The sequence below is a fragment of the Silvimonas terrae genome (genome assembly GCF_014202765.1).
Classification (GTDB): Bacteria; Pseudomonadota; Gammaproteobacteria; order Burkholderiales; family Chitinibacteraceae; genus Silvimonas; species Silvimonas terrae.
This window is the reverse complement of sequence record NZ_JACHHN010000010.1, coordinates 122,520-144,907: the sequence shown is the minus strand read 5'-3', so window position 1 is coordinate 144,907 and position 22,388 is coordinate 122,520. Positions and strand designations below refer to the sequence as shown.

At 59.7% G+C, this 22,388-nt stretch carries 18 protein-coding genes; 11 read left to right on the top strand and 7 right to left on the bottom strand.

Features of this window, described 5'->3' with window-relative positions:
- Positions 1 to 31: 31 nt before the first annotated feature.
- The 3 genes from HNQ50_RS19825 to HNQ50_RS19815 all read right to left on the bottom strand — a co-directional run bounded on the left by HNQ50_RS19825 (position 32) and on the right by HNQ50_RS19815 (position 2,747).
- Entirely contained in the window at positions 32 to 484 is a 453-nt protein-coding gene (locus tag HNQ50_RS19825) for a DUF494 family protein (RefSeq protein WP_184102955.1), read from the bottom strand.
- A 98-nt stretch (positions 485 to 582) separates the two neighbouring features.
- Positions 583 to 1,647 carry a DNA-processing protein DprA gene (gene dprA / locus HNQ50_RS19820; RefSeq protein WP_308419191.1) on the bottom strand — a complete coding sequence of 355 codons (1,065 nt, stop codon included), beginning with the start codon at positions 1,645 to 1,647 and terminating at the stop codon, positions 583 to 585.
- A 44-nt stretch (positions 1,648 to 1,691) separates the two neighbouring features.
- Positions 1,692 to 2,747, bottom strand: coding sequence for a LysM peptidoglycan-binding domain-containing protein (locus HNQ50_RS19815; protein WP_184102954.1), 1,056 nt, complete (start codon positions 2,745 to 2,747; stop codon positions 1,692 to 1,694).
- A 202-nt stretch (positions 2,748 to 2,949) separates the two neighbouring features.
- On the opposite strand from HNQ50_RS19815, the gene def reads away from it, so the two are divergent.
- The 9 genes from def (at position 2,950) to HNQ50_RS19770 (ending at position 13,788) form a co-directional block, all read left to right on the top strand.
- Entirely contained in the window at positions 2,950 to 3,453 is a 504-nt protein-coding gene (gene def, locus HNQ50_RS19810; RefSeq protein WP_184102953.1) for a peptide deformylase, read from the top strand.
- A gap of 128 nt (positions 3,454 to 3,581) precedes the next feature.
- Positions 3,582 to 4,514 (top strand): methionyl-tRNA formyltransferase, encoded by a 933-nt coding sequence (gene fmt, locus HNQ50_RS19805; protein WP_184102952.1) that lies wholly within the window; start codon positions 3,582 to 3,584, stop codon positions 4,512 to 4,514.
- Positions 4,515 to 4,635: 121 nt separating this feature from the next.
- Positions 4,636 to 5,490 (top strand): zinc metalloprotease HtpX, encoded by an 855-nt coding sequence (gene htpX, locus HNQ50_RS19800; protein WP_246428799.1) that lies wholly within the window; start codon positions 4,636 to 4,638, stop codon positions 5,488 to 5,490.
- Positions 5,491 to 6,768 (top strand): 16S rRNA (cytosine(967)-C(5))-methyltransferase RsmB, encoded by a 1,278-nt coding sequence (gene rsmB / locus HNQ50_RS19795; RefSeq protein WP_184102950.1) that lies wholly within the window; start codon positions 5,491 to 5,493, stop codon positions 6,766 to 6,768.
- Positions 6,728 to 7,360 (top strand): DUF4390 domain-containing protein, encoded by a 633-nt coding sequence (locus HNQ50_RS19790; protein WP_184102949.1) that lies wholly within the window; start codon positions 6,728 to 6,730, stop codon positions 7,358 to 7,360. Before rsmB ends, HNQ50_RS19790 begins: the two co-directional genes overlap by 41 nt.
- Positions 7,361 to 9,499 (top strand): sensor histidine kinase, encoded by a 2,139-nt coding sequence (locus tag HNQ50_RS19785; RefSeq protein ID WP_184102948.1) that lies wholly within the window; start codon positions 7,361 to 7,363, stop codon positions 9,497 to 9,499. It begins immediately after the preceding gene.
- Positions 9,496 to 10,803 carry a sigma-54-dependent transcriptional regulator gene (locus HNQ50_RS19780; protein WP_308419190.1) on the top strand — a complete coding sequence of 436 codons (1,308 nt, stop codon included), beginning with the start codon at positions 9,496 to 9,498 and terminating at the stop codon, positions 10,801 to 10,803. The genes HNQ50_RS19785 and HNQ50_RS19780 overlap by 4 nt, the downstream gene beginning before the upstream one ends.
- A 151-nt stretch (positions 10,804 to 10,954) precedes the next feature.
- Positions 10,955 to 12,334 carry a Trk system potassium transporter TrkA gene (gene trkA, locus HNQ50_RS19775; RefSeq protein WP_184102947.1) on the top strand — a complete coding sequence of 460 codons (1,380 nt, stop codon included), beginning with the start codon at positions 10,955 to 10,957 and terminating at the stop codon, positions 12,332 to 12,334.
- Positions 12,334 to 13,788: a TrkH family potassium uptake protein gene (locus tag HNQ50_RS19770; protein WP_184102946.1), complete on the top strand. Its 1,455-nt coding sequence runs from the start codon at positions 12,334 to 12,336 to the stop codon at positions 13,786 to 13,788. The genes trkA and HNQ50_RS19770 overlap by 1 nt, the downstream gene beginning before the upstream one ends.
- A 63-nt stretch (positions 13,789 to 13,851) precedes the next feature.
- Here HNQ50_RS19770 and HNQ50_RS19765 read toward each other — a convergent pair whose 3' ends face one another.
- On the bottom strand, positions 13,852 to 14,823 hold the full coding sequence (locus HNQ50_RS19765; protein ID WP_184102945.1) for a GGDEF domain-containing protein: 972 nt from the start codon (positions 14,821 to 14,823) through the stop codon (positions 13,852 to 13,854).
- 103 nt (positions 14,824 to 14,926) lie between these two features.
- Here HNQ50_RS19765 and mpl point away from each other — a divergent pair, with 103 nt between their 5' ends.
- Positions 14,927 to 16,297, top strand: a complete 1,371-nt coding sequence (mpl, locus tag HNQ50_RS19760) for a UDP-N-acetylmuramate:L-alanyl-gamma-D-glutamyl-meso-diaminopimelate ligase (protein WP_184102944.1) — start codon at positions 14,927 to 14,929, stop codon at positions 16,295 to 16,297.
- Positions 16,298 to 16,540: 243 nt separating this feature from the next.
- On the opposite strand, the gene murB is transcribed toward mpl, so the two are convergent.
- Positions 16,541 to 17,554, bottom strand: a complete 1,014-nt coding sequence (gene murB, locus HNQ50_RS19755) for a UDP-N-acetylmuramate dehydrogenase (RefSeq protein ID WP_184102943.1) — start codon at positions 17,552 to 17,554, stop codon at positions 16,541 to 16,543.
- A gap of 164 nt (positions 17,555 to 17,718) precedes the next feature.
- Between murB and HNQ50_RS19750 the strand changes: the two genes are divergently transcribed.
- Positions 17,719 to 18,768, top strand: a complete 1,050-nt coding sequence (locus tag HNQ50_RS19750) for an FUSC family protein (RefSeq protein ID WP_184102942.1) — start codon at positions 17,719 to 17,721, stop codon at positions 18,766 to 18,768.
- Between the two features lie 398 nt (positions 18,769 to 19,166).
- Here the strand turns inward: HNQ50_RS19750 and HNQ50_RS19745 are convergent, their stop codons facing one another.
- Together HNQ50_RS19745 and HNQ50_RS19740 are read right to left on the bottom strand one after the other, a co-directional pair.
- Positions 19,167 to 21,164, bottom strand: a complete 1,998-nt coding sequence (locus HNQ50_RS19745; protein WP_184102941.1) for a glycosyl hydrolase family 18 protein — start codon at positions 21,162 to 21,164, stop codon at positions 19,167 to 19,169.
- Positions 21,165 to 21,861: 697 nt separating this feature from the next.
- Complete coding sequence (locus tag HNQ50_RS19740) at positions 21,862 to 22,350, bottom strand: hypothetical protein (protein WP_184102940.1); 489 nt, start codon at positions 22,348 to 22,350, stop codon at positions 21,862 to 21,864.
- Between the last annotated feature and the right edge of the window lie 38 nt (positions 22,351 to 22,388).

The window sequence follows — 22,388 nt, the reverse complement described above, 5'->3', positions numbered from 1 at the left end:
AAAGGCCGGTTGGCCAGTGCGTCGTACACGCTCAGTGCTGGGTCAGGCCTTCGCGGCCGAACAGGATCTCTTCGATCAAGAGATTAGACAGTTCATCGCGCTTTCGCCAAACCACCATCAGCACGATCAACTGTAGCCGCTCCTGCGAAATCTCGCCGGGTGCGGCATGCATGACCAGGTCCAGCGCCATTTCGCGCTCTGCCGGACCCAGCACCCGGGCACTGGTGAGATACATCCAGTAATCGAGCGCTTCCTCGTCAAACCTGGCCAGTTCTTCCGGATGCAAATGACGGCCGGCCATATCGCCCAGCGCGGCATAGCGCGAGGTATCGATACGGTTCAGTTCTGCCAGCCAACCCATCGCCTGGGCAATGTCGTCTTGTTCAAACCCGGCACTGGCAAGGCGCGAAGCCAGCAGCGACACGTCGGGTTCACCCTCGGCGTGGTAGAACTGTTCAAAAAGGTAAGCGAGTACTTCCAGCATGTATGAATCGGGCCCTGATGCGTTTCTTTTTTAAATCTGTATCTGGAATTTGAAGGCGACGCAATGGCAATTCAAGCCACCCCCTTTTTTCTGGCCGCTCATGCACCCCGCTGAAAACGGTTGCCTGGCAGCGCCAGAACCACCCCCTGCAATTCCAGAGCAAGCAGGATTGCGCACAGTCGGTCTGCCGTCAAGCCGCACCTTACAACCAGTTCGTCGACCGTCACCGGGTCATATCCCAGTGCGGTCAGCACCATACCCTCTTCCCCTTCGGGGACGGCCGCCGGCTCCGTCTCTGGCAACGCCGGCCAGGCCGTTGCAGTGCCCCAGCCCAACTCTTGCAAAATGTCCTCGGCCGTTTCCGTCAGCCGGGCCCCTTCTTTGATCAGCAGATGACACCCTTTGGCCACCGGAGAATGGATTGATCCCGGTATGGCAAAGACCTCCCGCCCCAACTCATTGGCCTGACGAGCGGTAATCAGCGAGCCACTTTGCATTGCGGCTTCCACCACCAGGCACCCTTTACCCAAGGCCGCGATCAAGCGGTTGCGACGCGGAAAATGCCCGGCCTTGGGCTCCGAGCCCACCGCGAATTCAGAAACAATCACCCCTTCTGCCGCAATGCGGTGCGCCAGCGCCCGGTTGGATGCCGGATAAACGCGCTCCGGTCCCGTGCCGATGACGGCAATGGTGCTGCCCGGGCCGGTCAACCCGCCGCGATGCGCTGCGGCGTCAATCCCCGCAGCCAGCCCACTGACAATACCGACACCCGCCGCACTCACGGCAGCAGAGAAGCGCTCCGCATGTTCAATACCTTGCGGCGTGGCATTGCGGCTGCCCACGACCGCCAGGGAAATCCGCGACAACAGACGGGTATCGCCCATGCAGAACAAGACCGAGGGCGGGTCAGGCAAATCCAGCAACCGGGGTGGATATACCGCGTCGGCCAGCGTCAACAGGTGATGGTCGGGCGCGCTCAGCCACTCCAGCGTTTGCAACACCGCATCCGACATCGGCGCATGGGCGGCATCACACCAGACCCGTGCGTGGGTGGTACCACCGAGTACGTTGCATACGTCATAAAACGAAGCCGCCAGTGCGGCCTGCGGCGTTTTGAACGCTTGCAGCAGACCAGACTGGCGGCGCGGCCCGATGCCGGGCACAAGCGCGAACCGCAGCCATAAGGCTGCGTCCGCGTTGTCAGATATCAAGGATTAGTGACCTCGTCAGCGACGTTGACCGGCTCGGTACTATCGAGCAGCAACCCGTACGAGAAGTGCGGGAAGACACGGTAAACGAACACGCTGCCACTGCGCTCGGGAGGAGTAAAGAGGTCAGGCTCGCTTTTCGACTCTTTCTTGATCGGACGCCCGGCTTTCCAGGTGGCCAGCACAGTTCCGACATCCAGACCATCAGCGGAACCCAGGTTAACCACCAGTGTGGTCATCGGACCGGCTTCGGCCACGCTGCCATAGGCGGAGACCACCAGACCCTTCACGTCGTGATCCGGTGCGTGCGGGGCGTAGTTGAGGTATTCGGCATCACTGGCCTTGACCAGACGAGCACCAATGCCCAGTTCTTCCTTGCTGGCCTGGACGCGCAATGTCACCACCGCACCTGGTTTTTCGACCGAGACATCGCCCAGATAGGTCACTTCATGACCAATCACGCGCTTGTGCTCCGGGTCTTTCGGGTCGTACAAGGGTTGGGATGGGCGATAAGCCTGGTAAATTTCACCGACTTTGGCGTTCGGCATATTCACGGCGTAAATCTTGTCGCCGCTTGCAAAGACCACGCGATCATCCGGGCCGGCGGCAATCCGCGGGGCGGTCAGCAATTCACCTTCTTCGACCACCAGCGGCTTGTTCAGAAACGGCTGGATGGAGGCCAGCGGAATGCTGGGCACCGCGTTGTTATCCAGATCACTGACGCGTACGCTGGGTGACAACTTGACTTCGCCGTTTGCGCCCGCACGTTCATTCTTGAGAAGCTTCAAGCGTGGGGTGGCGCCAGAGCGATCCAGAACCACTACGTCACCTGGATAAATCCAGTGCGGGTTCTTGATCTGGTCCCGGTTCATGTTCCAGATTTCCGGCCAGCGCCACGGCTGCTTCAGAAAATGCCCGGAAATACCCCACAGGGTATCGCCCTTGACCACAACGTAGCGGTCCGGCGCGTTGTCCTGAATGGCCAGCGTATCGGCATGTGCGATGCCGGCTGCGCCACTGAGGGCAAAAAGAAGCGATATAATTGTTTTACGCATGGTGGTCATACTCATCTGCTCCGGTTAAATCCGGAAAGGGCCGGACACATGTGTTCCGGGACGGCCAACGTGAACCCATTTGTCCTCGCCAGACATCAAGATTGATGCTCTGACGCGGAAAAGACTGTTTCTTCGTTGATTTCTACTGGGGCTCAAAAGCCGCGTAGATTCTGCATATAAACTTTTTGAGCTGCAAGCAAACATGGCAATTCTGAATATCCTGCATTATCCCGATGAACGTTTGCACACAATTGCAAAACCCGTCACCGTTTTTGATGCAAAGCTGCAACAGCTTGTCGATGATATGGCGGAAACGATGTACGCCGCACCAGGCATCGGACTGGCTGCCACACAGGTAAATGTGCATGAACGTCTTATCGTCATTGATATTTCTGAATCCAAAGACGAATTACTCGTCCTGATTAACCCCCGGATTCTGGAGATGGACGGCAAGGTCAAATCTGAAGAGGGTTGCCTTTCGGTTCCCGGCATTTACGAAGAGGTTGATCGGGCTGAGCACGTGAAAATCAGCGCACTGGATCAGTTTGGCAAAGAATTCGAACTGTCGGCAGAAGGTTTGCTGGCGATTTGTATTCAGCACGAAATGGATCATCTTGACGGCAAAGTATTTGTTGAAAAGCTTTCGCGCCTGAAGCTGGTTCGCATCATCCAGAAGCTGAAAAAGAACGAACGCAAGGTGATGTAAGTCCCGACGACCGTAGCCGCCCGGCCGCGTACTGGTCGCGCTCATTGTGGCTATCGGGCAACGTTCACCCGCGCCGCCGCTGGCGGCGTTTCTTTTTTGTTCGTCCATTTGCACAGGCTGGATCGCTCATGAAACTGATTTTTGCCGGAACGCCGGATTTTGCCGCCGCCGCCCTTGCCGCCCTGATTGAGGCCGGTCATGAAATTGCGCTGGTACTGACCCAGCCGGACCGTCCGTCAGGCCGTGGCATGAAGCTGACCGCCTCGCCCGTCAAACAACTGGCTTTGCAACACGGCCTGCCGGTCTATCAGCCGGAAAAACTGCGCTCGCCCGAGCAACAGGCCCCCGTGGCGGCCATTGCGGCAGAGGTCATGATCGTGGCTGCGTACGGCTTGATCCTGCCGCAGGCGGTGCTGGATATGCCGCGGCTGGGCTGCCTGAATATTCACGGTTCTCTGCTGCCACGCTGGCGTGGGGCCGCGCCGATCCAGCGGGCCATCCTGGCGGGAGATGCCGAAACGGGCATCACTATCATGCAGATGGATGCCGGGCTGGACACCGGTGACATGCTGAGCATGCATCCGGTGCGCATTGAAGCCACCGACAACGCCACCACCCTGCACGACAAACTGGCCGTCGCCGGCGCCGCTGCGGTGGTAGACGCGCTGGCCGAACTGCCGCGTTTGCAGGCGGCGCGCCAGCCGCAGCCACCAGAGGGCGTGACCTACGCCGAAAAGTTGCGCAAGGAAGAATCGCAGATTGACTGGCAACACAGTGCGGTGGCGCTTGATCGCATGATCCGGGCGTTTAATCCTTTCCCTTCCGCCCAGACCACACTGGCGGGTGAAGCGCTCAAGATCTGGCGTGCCGAACCGGTATCCGGCCAGGGCCAACCCGGCGAAGTGATTCAGGCGGACCGCCACGGGCTGCTGGTTGCCACGGGCGACGGGGTGCTCAAGTTGCTGGAAGTACAAAAAGCGGGCGGCAAGCGCATGGACGCCGCAGCGTTGCTGGCCGGCGGCGGGATTACCGTCGGTACGCGCCTGGGCGGCGACGCCTGAACGGGGCCGCGAATGTGCATGTTTCACAAGCACGTTGAATTATTCTTGCCGACGGCAATCTATTGATTGATGCCGGCACAGGCCGGCGGCAATCTTGATAGAGGAAACAATGAACAACTGGATGAAAACCACTTTGCTGATGGCGGCAATCGTGGCGCTCTTTGGTGTCATCGGCGGCATGATTGGCGGCCAGAAAGGCATGCTGCTGGCCCTGTTGTTTGCAGGCGGCATGAATGTGTTTGCCTACTGGAACTCCGACAAGATGGTGCTGCGCATGTACAACGCGCACCTGGTGGATGACACCACCGCACCGGAACTTGTCGCCATGGTGCGTGAGCTGGCGGGCCGCGCCGGCTTGCCCATGCCCAAGGTCTATGTCATTGAAGAAGACCAGCCCAACGCCTTTGCTACTGGCCGTAACCCGGAAAATGCCGCTGTAGCGTGCACCACCGGTATCATGCGGGTACTCAGCGCCCGGGAACTGCGCGGCGTGATGGCGCATGAACTGGCGCACGTGCAACACCGCGACATCCTGATTTCGACCATTACCGCCACCATGGCCGGTGCTATTTCTGCGCTGGCCAACTTTGCCATGTTCTTTGGTGGCCGCGATGAACACGGTCGCCCCGTCAATCCGATTGTGGGCATTGCGGTGGCAATCCTGGCCCCGGTGGCGGCCTCGCTGATCCAGATGGCGATCTCCCGCTCACGCGAATTTGCTGCAGATGCGGGCGGCGCAAAAATCTCCGGCGATCCACAAGCACTGGCGGACGCGCTGCGCAAGATCGAAGCTTATGCAGCGGGCATTCCGATGCATACCGCCGAACAACACCCGGAAACGGCACAGATGATGATCATGAACCCGCTGCATGGCGGCGGTCTGGCGAATCTGTTCCGGACCCACCCACGAACAGAAGAACGCGTCGAGCGCCTGTATGCCATGGCGCGCGGCCAGAACCAGACGGATTTCAGATAAGTGTTTGCAACCCAGAAACTGGCCTCACAGGCCCTTGATGCGGTCATGGCCGGCCAGACCCTCACCGACGCGCTGACGCGCGTGTGGCGTGATGAACCTGATTTGCGCCCGCAGCAGCGCGGCGCAATCCAGGATTTGAGCTATGGCTCCTTGCGTCACCTGGGTTTGCTCGACAGCACGCTCAAGCAATTGTTGAACAAGCCGCTGCACGAATCGGCGCTGCGTTCGCTGTTGCTGGTATGCCTGTACCAGTTGCAGTTCACCCGCGCCGCGCCGTACAGCGTGGTCGATCACGCGGTGAAAGTGGCCTCGCACACCGGCACAGGCATGGGCAAGGGCCTCGTCAACGCCGTGCTGCGCAATTTTCTGCGCCGCCGCGATGAGTTGTTGAGTGAGGCGCGCAGTACACCCTATGGCAAATGGTCGCACCAGCCGTGGTGGATTGACGCCATGAAAAAGGCTTACCCACGGGAGTGGGAAAGCATCCTGGCCGCCAATAACACCCACCCGCCGTTAACCCTGCGGGTCAACCGGCGCCGGCACACGCTGGATGCCGCCATGGCCGCATTGCAAGAAGCCGGTATTGAAGCGCGGGCGCTGGATGACACCGCGATCCAGTTGCGTCACCCGGTTGGCGTAGACCGGATTCCGGGTTTTTACGACGGGTTGTTGTCGGTGCAGGATTGGGGTGCGCAACAAGCCGCCCGCTTGCTGGATGTCGCCGACGGCATGCGCGTGCTGGATGCCTGCGCCGCGCCAGGTGGCAAAACCGGCCATTTGCTGGAACTGGCGACGCTGGACCTGACCGCCGTTGATGCCGACACCCAGCGCCTCTCCCGCGTGGACGACAACCTCAAGCGCCTGGGCCTGACGGCCACGCTGAAAACCGGAGATGCCAGCCAGCCAGCGACCTGGTGGGACGGCAAGCCGTTTGACCGTATCCTTGCCGATGTACCGTGTTCAGCGGCCGGCGTGGCACGTCGCCACCCGGATATCAAATGGCTGCGCCGGGCGGGCGATATTGTCCAGTTTGCGCAACAACAGGCCGCAATGCTTGATGCCCTGTGGGGTTTGGTAGCCCCGGGCGGCAAACTCCTCTATGCTACGTGCTCCATATTCCCGGCAGAAAACGCAGAACAGGCAATGGCCTTTGCGGCCAGAACGCCGGATGCCCAGCGACTGCCGGTGACCCTGGAGGCCGCCTCAGAAGGGCAGCTTTTGCCGAATCCGGAGCACGATGGTTTTTACTACGCCCTTTTCCAGAAACAAGCTCAGTAGCCTGCGCCGCTGGTGCGGGCTCTTTGTCTTGTGGCTGGCCCTGTCGGCCGCTTTTTCGGCCGCCTGGGCGGATAACGGCGGGATCAAGGCCCAGCAGACTTCATCGAGCTGGGGCGACAACCAGGTCGAAATCTCCGCCAATTACAAGATCACGCTGGCCCCCGCGCTGGAAGACGCGCTGGTCAACGGCCTCTCTTTACCGTTTGTGTATGAGTTCCAGCTCACCCGCCCGCGCATGTACTCCTGGTATCGGCAAGTGGCGGACTGGTTCTCTCCGACCGCCACCCTCACCTACCGTCTGAGCTACCACGCGCTCTCCCGCCAGTATCGCCTGCACCTGGGCAGTTTTTATCGCAGCTTCAACACGCTGGATGAAGCGCTGGGTGCGTTGGGCGTGATCCGTGGTTGGGCGGTGCTGCAAGACACCTCCATCGCCCAGGACAAGAGTGATTTCTCTGGCCGCATGCGGCTTAAGCTGGATGTCTCGCAACTGCCCAAAACCTGGCAATTGACTGCGCTGGGGCATAGCGACTGGCAACTGGAGTCCAGCTGGACGGAGGTCGGCCTGCGCAGCGACGAGGACGGAAAGTAAATGCGACGCGCTCTGGTCATTCTTGCCTCTTTGGGCACCATCCTGTTGTTCTTGCTGGCAACCGCCTCCGGCAATACCTCGGCGTTTGCCAAGTACTACACCATTTTGCTGAGCATCAACGGGCTCATGCTGCTGGCCATGATCGTGCTGGTGGGCGTGCGCATGATGCAACTGGTGCAAAAGGTCAAACACAAGGTGTTTGGCTCCAGGCTGACGCTACGCATGGTGCTGATGTTCTCGCTGGTGGCCGTGTTGCCCGGCGCACTGGTGTACACGCTGTCCGTGCAGTTTCTGAACCGCTCCATCGAAACCTGGTTTGACGTACGGGTTGAAGGTGCGCTGGATCGGGGCCTCAATCTGGGCCACAACGCCATTGATTTCCAGCAGAACGATCTCTTGCGCAAGGCGCGGGTGATTGCGCTGGAGATTCACGATGAAAACGGCACCGCCCTGCTATCACGACTGACCCGCCTGCGCGACCAGATTGGCGTACAGGAAATCAGCCTTTTTGATGAAACCGGCCAGACCATCGCCCATATCGGCAATGAAAATGCCGGCTTGTTTCCCAGTATTCCAGACCGCAACCAGCTACGTCAGGCCCAGCAAGGGCCGCTCAAACAGCTAGAAGCCGATACCGGTCAGGGCCTGACCATGCGGGTGATGATGCCGGTGCATGACACGGGCTTGTCTGAACGCACGCGAATCTTGCAATTGCGCCAGCCGGTCGATCACACGCTGGCAGCCGATGCAGAACTGGTCGAGCAGGTCCGGGCCGATTACAAACAGCTCTCCCAGTCCCGCCAGGGCCTCAAGCTGATCTACAGCCTGACGCTGACCCTGGCGCTGCTCATGGCCTTGCTGGGCGCAGTGGCGCTGGCCATTTATCTCTCGGATAAACTTGCCGCGCCGCTCTCGGTGCTGGCCGAGGGCACGCGCGCGGTGGCCTCGGGTGACTATTCGCAGCGCCAGCCCGTGATCAGTCGCGATGAGCTGGGCATTCTGACCCACTCGTTCAACCGGATGACGCGGCAGCTGGCCGACGCGCGTTCTGCGCTGGAACAGCACCAGGCGGAGCAAGAAGCCGCCAACGCCTACCTGGAAGCCATGCTAGGCTCGCTGACGGCCGGCGTGATGTCATTTGACGACAGTTGGAGCCTGGCTTCAGCCAACCAGAGCGCGCTGCGCATTCTGGCCATTGAACCACTGCAACTGGGCAGCCTGCCATTGCAGCGCTGGCCCGAACTCTACCCGGCCCTCATGGCGCTGTGCGATGAGGTCATGCTGGGTTTTGCCGGCCGTGAAGAACATTGGCAAAAATCGGTCGAAGTGGCCGACCAGAAGCGTATCCTGCAGATTCGTGGAACCCGGCTGGCGGTGGGCGAGAGCCGCACCGGCTACCTGGTGGTGTTTGATGACATTACGGACTTGATCTCGGCCCAGCGCGATGCAGCCTGGGGCGAAGTAGCACGGCGGCTGGCACACGAGATCAAAAACCCGCTGACACCGATCCAGCTTGCTGCCGAGCGTATGGAACTCAAGCTGGCCGATAAACTGGACCAGCCCGGAAAAGACTTGCTCAGCCGCAACGCTCAGACCATCGTCAAGCAGGTTGCAGCGCTCAAGCAAATGGTGGATGCCTTCCGCGACTACGCGCGCAAACCCACCGGCAAGAAAAAAGCGCTGGATTTGCGGCAACTGTTAAGTGAGGTGCTGGTGTTGTATGAAGCAGCATCCGTGAAATATGAAGATACAACCGACAGCCCGTTGATTGTGGATGGCGATGCGACCCATTTACGCCAGGTGATCCACAATTTGCTGCAGAATGCACAAGATGCGATCCATTCCCAGGAAAGCGGACAAACGGCAGAAGGTGCGGTACGGACGCCACAAATTTGCGTCCGGACCGAAAAAACCGATAAATTTGCGAGACTAGTCGTTGAAGACAGCGGAAACGGCTTTCAACCCGATATACTGCCTCGGGTTTTTGAACCGTACATCACAACAAAACAAAAAGGTACGGGCTTGGGATTGGCGATAGTGAAAAAGATTATCGACGAGCATCACGGCCGCATTCAGGCCGGAAACCGCGAAACTGGCGGAGCCTGGGTTCGTATTGATCTGCCGCTGGCGGAGGAATGAAGTTGCATAGTCAGGATATTCTGGTAGTTGATGACGAGATCGGCATTCGCGAATTGCTGTCCGAAATTCTGCAAGACGAAGGCTATAGCGTGGCTGTGGCGGAAAACGCCGAAGCGGCTCGCCGGTTGCGCAATCAGGCGCAGCCACGGCTGGTCTTGCTGGATATCTGGATGCCGGATACCGATGGCGTAACCTTGCTCAAAGAGTGGGCCCGCAACGGCCAGCTCACCATGCCGGTCATCATGATGTCGGGCCACGCCACTATTGATACCGCGGTGGAAGCCACGCGTATCGGTGCGCTGGATTTTCTGGAAAAGCCCATCGGCCTGCAAAAGCTGCTGGCGGCGGTCAAGCGCGCGGTCACCATGCAGCAGGAGGCACCACGTCCGGTCATGACGTTGGCACGCCTTGGCGAGAGCGAGCACATCCGCGAACTCACCCGCATGCTGCAAGCCGCACAAGCGCAAATGGCGCCGGTGCTGTTGATCGGCCCGCCTGGTGTGGGTTTCGAATACTGCGCCCGCTACGTCAATCCGGATGGCAAGCCGTTTGTAGCCCCGTATTCCAATGAAGAATTCGCCCTCGCGCCGCAAGAGCTTCTGAACAAGGCCACTGGCGGCACGCTGTTCCTGCGGGATCTGGCGTATCTGGATACACGGGCGCAAGCCGGTTTGAAGTCGGTACTGGGCAAGCTGGAAAAGATGAAGGTGCGCCTGGTGTCGGCCTCCAGCCGTCCGCTGGACCAGCTCAGCGGCGACCTGGACCCGGAACTGTTCCGCCAGTTGTCGCAATGGATCGTGCCGGTGCCCGCCTTGCGTGAGCACAAGGAAGATATTCCGCGCATGGCGGAAACCATCCTGGCCGATACCGTCGCCCAACACAAACTGGGCGCCCGCCGCTTCAGCCACAACGCGCTGCAGTTGCTGGCCCAGCAAGACTGGCCGGGCAACCTGGATGAGTTGACCAACGTGGTGAAAAGCCTGGCGCTTTCTTGTCGCGATGGTGAAATCGATATCAATCCGGTGTCGCGTATTTTGTCGCAGTTCTCTCCCAGCATCGAAGCCTCTGCCGTGCAGATTTCTGCCCCGGCACCGGCGCTGTCTGCGGTGGATATGAACCTGCCGCTGCGCGAAGCACGCGATCAGTTCGAGAAGTTCTATCTGGAACGCCAGATTGAGCTCTCGGGCGGCAATATGAGCCGCGTCGCAGAACGCATCGGGCTGGAACGCACTCACCTTTACCGCAAACTCAAGCAGTTGGGCGTGAATATGCCCAAGAAGAACAAGCCGGTTGAAGATGATTGAATGGCGCGCAAGTCGCACATTGGTGCGGCTGTGCTAGTCTGAACGGGAAGCTGATCCACTGGATCGCTTCCCGTTTTCATTTGCGGCCTGACCGCAGTCCGGCCCACCGCAGTGGCCGATCCAAAAACAATACCGGAGCAGTCCGCATACCGTGTCCAATATCCTGATCCTTGGTGCAGGCCGGGTTGGCGCCACCGTGGCCGAACAACTGGTGTACGAGCAGCACAACGTCACCATCGTCGATGACAACCCCGCCAATCTGGCCCCATTAACCAGCAAGCTTGACCTGCGGGTCGTGGCCGGCTCCGCTTCCAGCCCGACCACCTTGCGCGAAGCCGGGGCTGCCGACGCCGAACTTCTGCTCGCCGTCACACCCACCGATGAACTCAATATGGTGGCCTGCAAGATCGCCTACCAGATGTTCCGCGTACCCACGCGTATTGCCCGCATCCGCAATGCCGACTTGCTGGCGCATGCCGACCTCTTTGCCGAGGAAGACGGTTTTGCCATCAGCCACACCATTACGCCGGCCCAGGTCGTCACGGATTATCTGACGCGCCTGGTGAAAATGCCGGAGGCGTTGCAGGTGCTGGACTTTGCCAATGGCCTGGTGCAGCTGGTGGTCACCCGCGTGACCGAGGGTGCGCCCATGGCTGGCAAGCCGCTCACCGCCTTCAATGACGTGCTGCCCAATATTGACCGCCGCGTGGTGGGTATTTACCGCAAAAACCACTATATCCGGCCCGATGGGGATACCGAGCTCTTCGCCGGGGACGAGGTGTTTGTGCTGGCCGAAACCCGGCAGATGCGCAAAGTGATTGGCGCGCTGCACGTGGTGGAAAGCCCGATCAACAACGTGTTGCTGGCGGGTGGCGGCAACGTCGGTTATCGCCTCGCCAAGGCCTTGCAGAAGGACTACAGCGTCAAGCTGGTGGAAAGCGACCCTAACCGTGCCGAATGGCTGGCCAACGAGCTGCCGGGCACGCTGGTGCTGCACGGCGACGCCACCAACGAAACCATGTTCGAGGCAGAGCAGATTCATCGTACCGACATGTACCTGGCGCTCACTTCGGACGATGAAGACAACATCATGTCTGCACTGCTGGCGCGGCAAATGGGCGCGCGCAAGGTGGTCTCCATCATCAATCGCTCCCGTTACGTCGACCTCTTGCAAGATAGCCGCATTGATGTCGCGCTCTCCCCCGCCCAACTGACCATTGGCACGCTGCTGGCCCACGCGCGACAGGGCGATATCGCCGCCGTCAAACCACTGCGTCGGGGCGCGGCGGAGGCCGTGGAGCTGGTGGTGCACGGTAACAAGTCCGTCTCCCGCGTGATCGGGCGGCGGGTGGATGAAATCCGCATGCCGGCCCATGCCTTTCTGGCCACCATCGTGCGTTCTGGCAAGGTGATCATGGTGCACCATGACACCGTGATCGAGGCCGACGACCGCTGCATTGTGTTCGTCCACGACAAGATGCGCACACGGGAGGTAGAACACCTGTTTGCCGTCAAACTGGGGTTCTTCTGATGCGCCTGTTACCCACCCTGAACATTCTGGCGCGGGTGGCGCTGTTGTTCTCATTCACCTTGCTGGTGCCCATTGCGCTGGCGTGGCTAGGGCAGGATGCGGGCTTTCTGCCGCTGGCCGAGGCGCTGGTGCTGAGCATTGTCAGCAGCCTGCTGGTTCTGCTGCTGACGCACCCGTTCCGCCGCGAACTGCATGTGCGTGACGGCTTCTTGCTGGTCGTGGGCATCTGGTTACTGTTGCCGCTCTCCGCCGCCGCACCGCTGATGCTCTACGACCCGCATATGAGCTTTACCTACGGTTATTTCGAAGGCATGGCCGGCCTGACCACCACCGGCTCAACCGCCATTGCCGACCTGGATGCCCTGCCCGCATCGCTGAACCTGTGGCGGCATATGCTGAGCTGGCTGGGTGGCATGGGGGTGATTGTGCTGGCGGTGGCGGTCTTGCCCATGCTGGGCGTCGGCGGCATGCAGATGTTCAAGGCAGAAATGCCCGGTCCGATCAAAGATGCCAAGCTCAAGCCGCGCATCCGCGAGACCGCGCGCAATCTGTGGCTGGTGTATTCCGGCCTGACCGTGCTGTGCATGTTGTTGCTCAAGCTGGCCGGCATGACGTGGTTTGATGCCGTGTGCCATGCCATGACGGCGATCTCGCTGGGGGGAATCTCCACGCATAACGACAGCGTGGGGTATTTCAACTCGCCTGGGATCGAAGTGGTACTGGTGATCTTCATGCTGGCGGGGGCCACCAACTTTGCCACGCATTATGTCGCGCTCTCCCGGCGCTCTCTGCTGACCTACTGGCGGGATTCCGAGTTCAAAACCATGATCGCGGTGCTGGTGCTGGCTGCGCTGGGGCTGGCGGGTTATCTTACCTGGCAGAATATCTATCCCGATTACGAAACGTCGCTGCGCCATGTGACGTTCAATCTGATTTCGATTGCCACTGACAGCGGCTACGCCACCGCAGATTTTGCGGCCTGGCCGCTGTTTGTACCCTTGCTGATGCTGTTTTTGTCCTGCTTCACGGCTTGTGCAGGCTCAACCGGCGGCGGCATCAAGATGTTCCGCGCGCTGGTGCTGATCAAGGAAGCCGGCCGGCAATTCACCACCCTGTTACACCCCAACGCGGTGAAGCCGGTCCAGATCAATGGCCGCAGCGTCCCGCCGCCCATGATCTTTGCCGTCCTGGGGTTTATCTCTCTGTATGTGATCAGCATGGTGGTACTGACCTTTGTGCTGTTACTGACCGGTCTGGATTTTCTGACCGCCTTCAGCGCGGTGGTGGCCAGCTTGAATAACACCGGCCCGGGTCTGGGTGCTATCGGGCCATCGGCCAATTTCTCTATCTTTGGGCCGAGCCAGGTGTGGGTCTGCACTTTTGCCATGTTGCTGGGCCGGCTGGAAATCTTCTCTGTACTGATCCTGTTCACACCTGCCTTCTGGCGCAATTGACCGAGCCAACAAAAAACCCCGGCAGGAACCGGGGTTTTTCCATGTGCACCAATGGGTGGGTGATCAGACAGCCAGTTCCACCCGGCCCCGGCCATTGGCCTTGGCGCGATACAGGGCTTCATCGGCGCGCAACACCAGGGCGCGGCCGTTCTCGTCATCTTTCAGTTGCGCCACACCGGAGGAGAACGACACGTCAATGCGTTCCGAGCGATGCATGAATGGGGTACGGGCAGCCACCACGCGCAAGCGGTCGATCACATAACGGGCGCCGTTCTGGTCGGTTTCCGGCAAGATCAACAGGAATTCTTCACCACCATAGCGCACCAGGGCGTCGCTTTCGCGCAACACTGCTTTGGCCAGGTCGGCCACGTGGACCAGCACCTGGTCACCGACCAGGTGACCATAACGGTCATTGACGAGCTTGAAGTCATCCAGATCAAGAATAACCACAGACAGCTTGCCCGTATGCCGGCGCGCGCGTTTGACCTCGGCCGCCAGCAGATGATCGAAACCCTGCCGGTTATGCGCACCGGTCAGCGGGTCCAGCCCCAGCATCATGCGGTTATGGGCCAGATCTTCTTCAATATGCCGCATCGACTCGCGAATGGCGGCCAGATCCCCGTGCGACGTCTGCACGGTAGATTGAATGGTGCTGGTGGAATCAATCAGGTTGGTCAGGAGCGATTCCAGCCGGCCATGGGTTTCTTCAACCGGCACACTGCGGGTACGATGCGCTTCGCGGGCGTCTTGCAACTCACCAAGGCTGCTGACCATATGCTCACCGCTGCTGGCCAGCGCAGAGAGCAATTCTTCCGTGGTGTTGCTGACCTCACCTGCGGCATCATCAAGGCGGCATAAAATCTGCCAGGCCTGCTTAAGCTCGTCCGTAGTCTTATCGTCCGGTGCTTTGATGGTGGCAATCGCGTTGTAAAATTGCGTATAGTTTTCCGGGGTCGGCGGCAAGCGGCTTTCGACCAACCGTTTCAGGGCAATCCGGGCGATTTCCACCGGGTTAACCGGCGGCGCTTTCTGCATGATCTAGTTCTGAGCGTGAAATGAATACGGAATTGTACGCAATCCAAACTTGACGCGCCAAGACATTCAAACTCTTAATTTCTGAAGCATTTCCATACTTACCATGCATATCCACATCCTTGGCATTTGCGGCACTTTCATGGGCGGTATTGCTGCCCTGGCACGCGCGGCGGGCCACACCGTGACAGGCTGCGATGCCGGGGTCTATCCGCCCATGTCCGACCAGCTTGAAGCCCTTGGTATCGAACTGATTGAGGGGTATTCCCCAGACCAGTTGCGCCTTGGCGCAGACCTCTATGTTGTGGGTAACGTGGTTACCCGCGGCAACCCGCTGATGGAAGAAATCCTCAATCGCGGCTTGCCGTATACCTCCGGCCCGGAATGGTTGCGGGATCATATTCTGCAAGGCCGCTGGGTACTGGCCGTTGCGGGGACGCACGGTAAAACCACCACGACCTCCATGCTTGCCTGGATACTGGAATATGCGGGCCTTGCACCAGGTTTTCTGGTGGGCGGCATTCCAGAGAACTTTGGTATCTCCGCGCGCTTGCCAGGCGAACCGCGCCAGGAAAAAGGCGGGCAATCTCCTTTCTTTGTAATCGAAGCGGATGAATACGACACAGCCTTTTTTGATAAACGTTCCAAATTTGTGCATTACCGGCCGCGCACCGCGATCCTGAACAACCTGGAGTTCGATCACGCCGATATTTTTGCCGATCTGGCCGCGATCGAAACGCAATTTCACCACCTGATCCGTACCGTACCCGGCAACGGTCGCGTGGTGACCAACGGCCGCGAAGAGAGCCTGGAACGGGTACTCCAGCGCGGTTGCTGGAGCGAAACAGAACGATTTGGCACCGCCGCCGGCTGGAGCACCGCCAATGACGACGGGCAGCACTTTGACGTGTTACTCGCCGGCCAATCCCAAGGACGCGTCACCTGGGACTTGCTGGGCGAGCACAACCGCCTGAACGCGCTGGCCGCCATCGCCGCAGCACGCCACGTTGGCGTGCCGGTGGCCGAGGCCATTGCCGCGCTGGGTGAGTTCCGCAACGTCAAACGGCGGATGGAAATCAAAGGGGTCGCCAACGGCGTAACCGTTTACGACGATTTTGCCCACCATCCAACCGCTATCGCCACCACGCTGGCCGGTCTGCGCCGCAAAGTAGGCAACGCGCACATTCTGGCGGTACTGGAGCCGCGTTCCAACACCATGAAGCTGGGCACCATGAAGGCGCAGCTACCGGCCAGTCTTACCGATGCTGATCGGGTGTATTGCTATGGCGCCAATCTGGGCTGGGATACAGCGGAGGCTCTGGCACCGCTGGGTGAACGCGCGCACAGTCATACTGATCTGGATGCGCTGATTGCCGATGTGGTCAGCGCCGCACAGCCGGGCGACCATGTGCTGGTGATGAGTAACGGCGGTTTTGGCGGCATTCACGGCAAGTTGCTGGCCGCGCTAGACAAGTGAGGTGTGAGGTGTGAGGTGTGAGGTGTGAGGTGTGCCAGATGGTGTGGCCATTTCATCACACCCAGCACACCGTTACTTCGTCATTCCCGCGGAAGCGGGAATCCAGCCGGCCGCCAAAGGTGGCCTTACCCGCGCAAACCACAGGCCAAACCATTTTCAGTACCTTCGGCACCGATGTTTACGCCTGGATTCCGGCTCAGGGCCGGAATGACGAGCCGGGGGTATGCACACCTCCCCCGCCTATCACCAGAACACGGGTTCCGGTTCCAGCTGCACGCCAAACTGCCCCCGCACCGAATCCTGCACAGCCTGACACAGGCGCTGCACGTCTGCACACTGTGCGCCACCATGATTGACCAGCACCAGCGCCTGTTTTTCATACATGCCGGCCGGTCCCAATGTCTTGCCTTTCCAGCCGGCCTTGTCGATCAGCCAACCCGCCGCCAGCTTGAATGCGCCCTCGCCAAAGGGATAGCTGACCAGTTCCGGCCACTTTGCCTTTAGCTGACCATGCGTGGCGGCATCCACAACCGGGTTCTTGAAAAAGCTGCCGGCGTTGCCGATCACCGCCGGGTCGGGCAATTTGCGTTGCCGTACCTGGATGACCGCTTGCGCCACGGCCTGGGCTGAGGGTTCAGCCGCCACGCGCTGCATCTCGTTCACAAGGTCGCCATACGCGGTATGGAGCACGGCTTGTTTGGGCAGACGGAAAATCACCTCGCTGATCAGCCAGCGCCCGGCTTCTTCTTGTTTGAAGATGCTGTCACGGTAGCCAAAACGGCATTCGCACTGGCTGAAAATACGGCGCTCGCCATTTTTCAGCTCTGTGGCATGCACGCCGTACAACAAATCTTTGACCTCTACGCCGTACGCGCCAATGTTCTGGATCGGTGCCGCGCCCACGGTACCCGGAATCAGGGACAGGTTTTCCAGCCCGGCCCAGCCCTGGGCAAGCGTCCACTGCACGAAATCGTGCCAGTTCTCCCCTGCGCCGGCAGAGACATACCAGGCATGCTCATCTTCGCCCATCAACGTGCGCCCCCGCAGCGCAACCTGAATAACCAGCCCGGTAACCTGATCGGGCAACACCAGGTTGCTGCCGCTGCCCAGCACGTGCCAGGGCAGTGCAGCGATGGCCGGGTCGGCGCGAAGCTCATCGAGTTGCGCCAGATCAGTCAGCGCACAGAAGTACTGTGCACGGGCGGGTAAACCAAGGGTGTTGAGCGCGGTGAGGTCGGTATTTTGCGAGAGCGGCATGGCGTGTCCCTGAAAACGTGATTATCCCGTATGCAGCGGCCAAGGCATAGACCAGAACATTTGGCATGCGGATGTGACACTGCGCCCGATCGGGCTTATTTACCTCCACAAGATCATGTAGTCTGCCTACATTGCACACTCCTCAACCGGTCTGCCCCGCTGCCATGGCTTTGCACCCCTCGCTGATACTGGCCAATACGCCGATCAACCGTCGCAAGATGTTCCGTGGTGCCATTGCGGTGGGCTTGCCGCTCCTGATCGCGCTAACGCGTGGCGAGTTCCTGCCGGCGGTCTATGGGGGCGTCGCTGGCTTTTACACGCTGTTTGTCGATTACGGCGGTGAAACCAGCGAGCGCATTGCCGCCATTATCTATATGACACTGGGCATGCTGCTGGCCGGTATTGCCGGCGTGGCGGGTCATTATGTCCCGGGCGCAGGTCTGGCCTTGCTGGTGGGCTTTGCACTGTTTGCCGGCTGGCTGCAAGGCGCAGGCGGCTCGGTGGAGTTCATTGGCAAGTACTGGCTGGTGGCGTTTCTGTTTGGCGATAGTGCGCCGGACCTCCCCCCCTTGTGCGGCACCTACCTGATCATTGGCGGCCTCTCGGGCATTTTATCGGTGCTGGTTTCGCTCAAGTTGTTTGAAGAACCGGAATACCAGACAGCACCGATGTTGCGAGAAGCAGCGCGGCACCTGATGCGGCGGCGGCATAACAATGGCGCGTTTGCGCTCTACTTTGCTTCGCTGGTGCTGGCCGGTTATTTGCTGGGCCAATGGCTGGGGTTGCTGCGCTATTACTGGGTGCCACTGACCATTGCCATCGTCACGGTGTATGACGCCCACCACAGCATGCATCGCTTGATCCAGCGGCTGGTGGGGTCCCTGATTGGCGTCGTGGCGGGCGCGGCAGTGATCTATTACGTACAAAGCGAATGGGTGCTGGCGATACTGGTCACGCTCATGGCGGCCATGACACCGGCGGCCCAGGCCCGTAACTATTGGGTGGCGGTGATCCCGATTACCGCACTGGTCATGGTGTTGCTGGATTTTGGTCTGCAACGCGTGATTGCCTCACCCATGCACTTTGCCCTGGCGCGCGTGGAAAACACCGTGCTGGCGTGTGCGCTATGCGCGGTGGGCTCCGGACTGTATTTGAAGATGTTGCCGCGAATTGAGGCCTGGCAGGCCAAACAGCACAAGCCAGGGGTGTATTGATTTCGGTGTGTGGCGTGTGGCGTGTGGCGTGTGGCGTGTGGCGTGTGGCGTGTGGCGTGTGGCGTGTCAGATTGTGTGTCCACTTCATCGTGCCTCGCAAACCAATACTTCGTCATTCCGGTCCTCGGCGGCTCCCTTGCGCCGGAATCCAGGGGACCGCCGAGGGACGCCCACCCAAGATGGGCTTACTCTGGCAAACCACGGACAAACCATTTGCAGTGCCTGCGGCACACCTGTTTACACCTGGATTCCGGCTCAAGGCCGGAATGACGAGTCCGGGGTATGCATCCTTCCCCCTCCTCACTCCTCACTCCTCCAAATAAAAAAGCCCCCCGAAAATCTCCGGGGGGCCAACCGTATCGGATCACGATACGTCGTCGGGTCTACAACCTTGCTGCTTACTGATTGATGGCGCCCATGGCGTTCATCAGCGTGGCGGAAGTATCGTCACCGTCCAGCGACCAGGAGAATACGCCGCCCATACCCTTGGACTTGGTGTAGTTCAGCTTGGTCGAGATGATGGTCGGATCGTCGTAACTCCACCAGTTGGTACCGTCATACTTGTACAGGCCCACTGCGGTGTTGTTGTAATACACCGAGCCAGCGGCCGGCTTCAACACGTTGTAGTTGTTGATACCTGCTTCAGACGCACCGGCGGCAGGGCCTGTGGCGGTCTGATACATGCCGTTGTTGACGTTAGCCACACCAGTCCAGCCACGACCATAGAACGGGATACCCATGTTGAGCTTGGCGATCGGGAAGCCGGCGTTCACCAGTTCGTTGACTGCCGCGTCCGTGTAGTACGTTGCCACTACGCCACCGTTCTTGATGTTGGGGCTGTTCGGGTCAGCGTACAGATTGGCCTGGAAGTCCGTCGGGCCAGTGGGTTCAAAGCCACCGTGGTAGTCGTAGGCCATCAGGTTCAGCCAGTCGACCACTGCACCCAGCGCAGCCGGTTCTTCCTGGGCAATCTTGTCCGAGCCCGCACCCGTGGTGGCGGTCAAGAGATAGTGTTTGCCGGTGGTTGCACCGTATGCGTCCAGTTCCGAACGGAACTCTTGCATCAACAAGGTGTAGTTGTGCTTGTCATTGACCGCATCAACCGTGTTGTAACCAACACCCTGGATACCCGGGTATTCCCAATCGATATCCACCCCGTCAAAGATACCTGCCAGTACACCGGTACCGCCCGTGCCTGAACCAGAGTCCACCGGGTAATTACCCTTGATGTACATGTTCACGCAGCTGGAGACCAATGCCTTGCGGCCGGCATCTGTTGCTGCTGCTGCCGAGAAGTACTTGGACCATGTCCAGCCACCCAGCGACATCAACACTTTCAGGTTCGGGTATTTGGCCTTCAGTTCCTTCAACTGGTTGAAGTTGCCCTTGACCGTCTGGTTCCAGGCATCAGCCACGCCGCTGACCGAAGTCGTCGCGTCAAAGCCCTTCTGGATATCTGCCCAGGCATCGCCGCCCGTACCGGCACCCGGTGCGCTTGGATTGGTCGCGCCTTGCTCGGTGACCGTGACCTGGCCCTGGCATTGGTACGTACCGTCAGCCTGCTTGTAGACGTTGTTGAAGGCGTAGTTCAGGAAGGTCATCTTGGCAGCGGAACCGCTGGTGTCGATGTTCTTCACGTTGTAACCCAGCGAGTAGATACCCCACTGTGCGAAGTACGAACCCACTTGATACTTGCCCGACGGGGTCGGTGCCGGAGTCGGCGTCGGAGCCGGTGTAGGCGCCGGTGTTGGTGCAGGCGTCGGAGCCGGGGTCGGCGCAGGCGTTGGGGCCGGGGTCGGAGCGGGAGTCGGTGCTGGCGTTGGCGCCGGTGTTGGTGCAGGCGTCGGGGTGCCGCCAGAACAGTTAGCGACAATCGTCCACGGCTGGCCGGTACCACTACCACCGTTGCTGGTGCTTGGGTTGTTGCCCTGCGTCCAGAAGTTGGCCTTGTAGTTCACACCGTTGTAGCTGACCGTTGCGCCAGTGCTGTACGCGGTGGTCGAAACCCACGCTGCGTAGCATGTACCGGACGGCGTTGGTGCCGGTGTCGGTGCAGGCGTCGGAGCCGGGGTCGGTGCTGGTGTAGGAGCGGGAGTCGGCGCCGGCGTAGGTGCCGGGGTCGGCGCAGGGGTCGGTGCCGGAGTGGGCGTCGGGGTCGGTGTACCACCGGTATCCGCGCCCAGGTCCTTCCACAGGCTAGGCGTTGCGGCCGGGTTCCAGTTGGCGCCGACATAATCTGTCTGCGTCACCAGGGCCTGGTAGTCGTGACCGTTGTAGTAAACGATGGTGCCGGCAGTGTATGTGCCGCCATCTTGCCATGTGGGATACGCAGCAAAAGAATGGGCCGCCACGAGGGCGGCCGGAATTGCTGCAAGGGTTAAACGTCTCATTTTCATGAAAGTCAGGTCTCCATCCTTCTTGTATTGGCGCTATTCATGCGCATCCAGTGGTCTCATCACCCGGGCTGTTATTTCGCGTGTACGGTACGTGCCGTGCTTGTTAACAGGTGATGGCCGATACCCTGTGCAGACTTCGGTTCCACGGCGCCCATTTACGGCCACACCCTCCCAGGGCGTCAAGAGGACCACCGACATACGGGTTTCACCTGAGCCGTTTGTTCCTTGCACCAGATCGATGCAATTGTCAGTTTTTGTAAAAAACGGATTTATTGCGATGCAGCATATAAGTGTGAATATGCACAAAAAGTGGCTTTTTTGACGCCCACTTTCCATATCGCAACGCAACATAAGAGCTTGGTCATGCACCAAACACGAAAAAACGCCGTCCGTCTGGCGGAATAACATGACGTTCGTCGCCGACGAAATGCAGTCCGCGTTGTTGTTATGGGGCCCGTCAGCCCGGCTGTCTTTTGTCACTCTGCCGACAAGATTCTTTAACAAGTTGTCAACAAAGTAGATCGCCCGAAACTGCACACGTGACCATGCAGAGGATCGACGAGCGGCGGAGCCCGATATGACAAAGTGGTATTACCGGAAGAAAGCCACCGGTTATGCAAATGGTATTAGAGGCGTAGCGGGCAGCAGGGGGTCAGGCGGGGGTCAGGCGGGGAAAACCAGAACGAAACCAGAACAATCAGGGACGGTTGCCCAGACTCCAGCGCGCGCAGTACCACTTGGTCTGGTTGTTGGACAGCCCGACCAGCACGCTGCCGAATTTGGAGAGATAACGCGGATAAGGGCCGGCCAGTTGCACAAACTGGATATTGAGCGTGGATTCCAGCTGTTTTTTGACCTTGTCGACTGGCGTGGGGATCAATGCCCCCACCATGAGTGCCCCGCTGGAGGGCACATTGACGAAGACTTCCGTGGCGGTATTGCCGGCCAGTTGGGCATTTTTGGCGTCGTACCACTCGGCCTCACCCCACGTGCGCAAGGGCTTGCCCAGATAATGCTGAAAGTAGCCGCGCCACCATTCAGTGGACCATTCTGATTCGCAAGTCAGCGCGGACTCTACCTGCTCACCAAAGTGATTGGGCAGGCCAGCGGCATCAGCAGACCGGGCCGCCACCAAAAACATCGCCGCCAGGCCCGCAGCCTTGAAGAAATCAAAGCGTCGGATCATGGCGGCGAGTATATGACGGTTTGCCGGAGGCGCTCCAG

Excerpts from the sequence above, each read along its gene's own strand:
- murB (WP_184102943.1), bottom strand. The coding sequence starts at position 17,554 with ATGCCGCTCTCGCAAAATACCGACCTCACCGCGCTCAACACCCTTGGT.
- fmt (WP_184102952.1), top strand. The coding sequence starts at position 3,582 with ATGAAACTGATTTTTGCCGGAACGCCGGATTTTGCCGCCGCCGCCCTT.
- mpl (WP_184102944.1), top strand. The coding sequence starts at position 14,927 with ATGCATATCCACATCCTTGGCATTTGCGGCACTTTCATGGGCGGTATT.
- HNQ50_RS19780 (WP_308419190.1), top strand. The coding sequence starts at position 9,496 with ATGAAGTTGCATAGTCAGGATATTCTGGTAGTTGATGACGAGATCGGC.
- HNQ50_RS19785 (WP_184102948.1), top strand. The coding sequence starts at position 7,361 with ATGCGACGCGCTCTGGTCATTCTTGCCTCTTTGGGCACCATCCTGTTG.
- HNQ50_RS19770 (WP_184102946.1), top strand. The coding sequence starts at position 12,334 with ATGCGCCTGTTACCCACCCTGAACATTCTGGCGCGGGTGGCGCTGTTG.
- HNQ50_RS19825 (WP_184102955.1), bottom strand. The coding sequence starts at position 484 with ATGCTGGAAGTACTCGCTTACCTTTTTGAACAGTTCTACCACGCCGAG.
- HNQ50_RS19745 (WP_184102941.1), bottom strand. The coding sequence starts at position 21,164 with ATGAAAATGAGACGTTTAACCCTTGCAGCAATTCCGGCCGCCCTCGTG.
- HNQ50_RS19815 (WP_184102954.1), bottom strand. The coding sequence starts at position 2,747 with ATGCGTAAAACAATTATATCGCTTCTTTTTGCCCTCAGTGGCGCAGCC.
- HNQ50_RS19765 (WP_184102945.1), bottom strand. The coding sequence starts at position 14,823 with ATGCAGAAAGCGCCGCCGGTTAACCCGGTGGAAATCGCCCGGATTGCC.
- def (WP_184102953.1), top strand. The coding sequence starts at position 2,950 with ATGGCAATTCTGAATATCCTGCATTATCCCGATGAACGTTTGCACACA.
- HNQ50_RS19740 (WP_184102940.1), bottom strand. The coding sequence starts at position 22,350 with ATGATCCGACGCTTTGATTTCTTCAAGGCTGCGGGCCTGGCGGCGATG.
- HNQ50_RS19750 (WP_184102942.1), top strand. The coding sequence starts at position 17,719 with ATGGCTTTGCACCCCTCGCTGATACTGGCCAATACGCCGATCAACCGT.
- HNQ50_RS19790 (WP_184102949.1), top strand. The coding sequence starts at position 6,728 with ATGGTTTTTACTACGCCCTTTTCCAGAAACAAGCTCAGTAGCCTGCGC.
- htpX (WP_246428799.1), top strand. The coding sequence starts at position 4,636 with ATGAAAACCACTTTGCTGATGGCGGCAATCGTGGCGCTCTTTGGTGTC.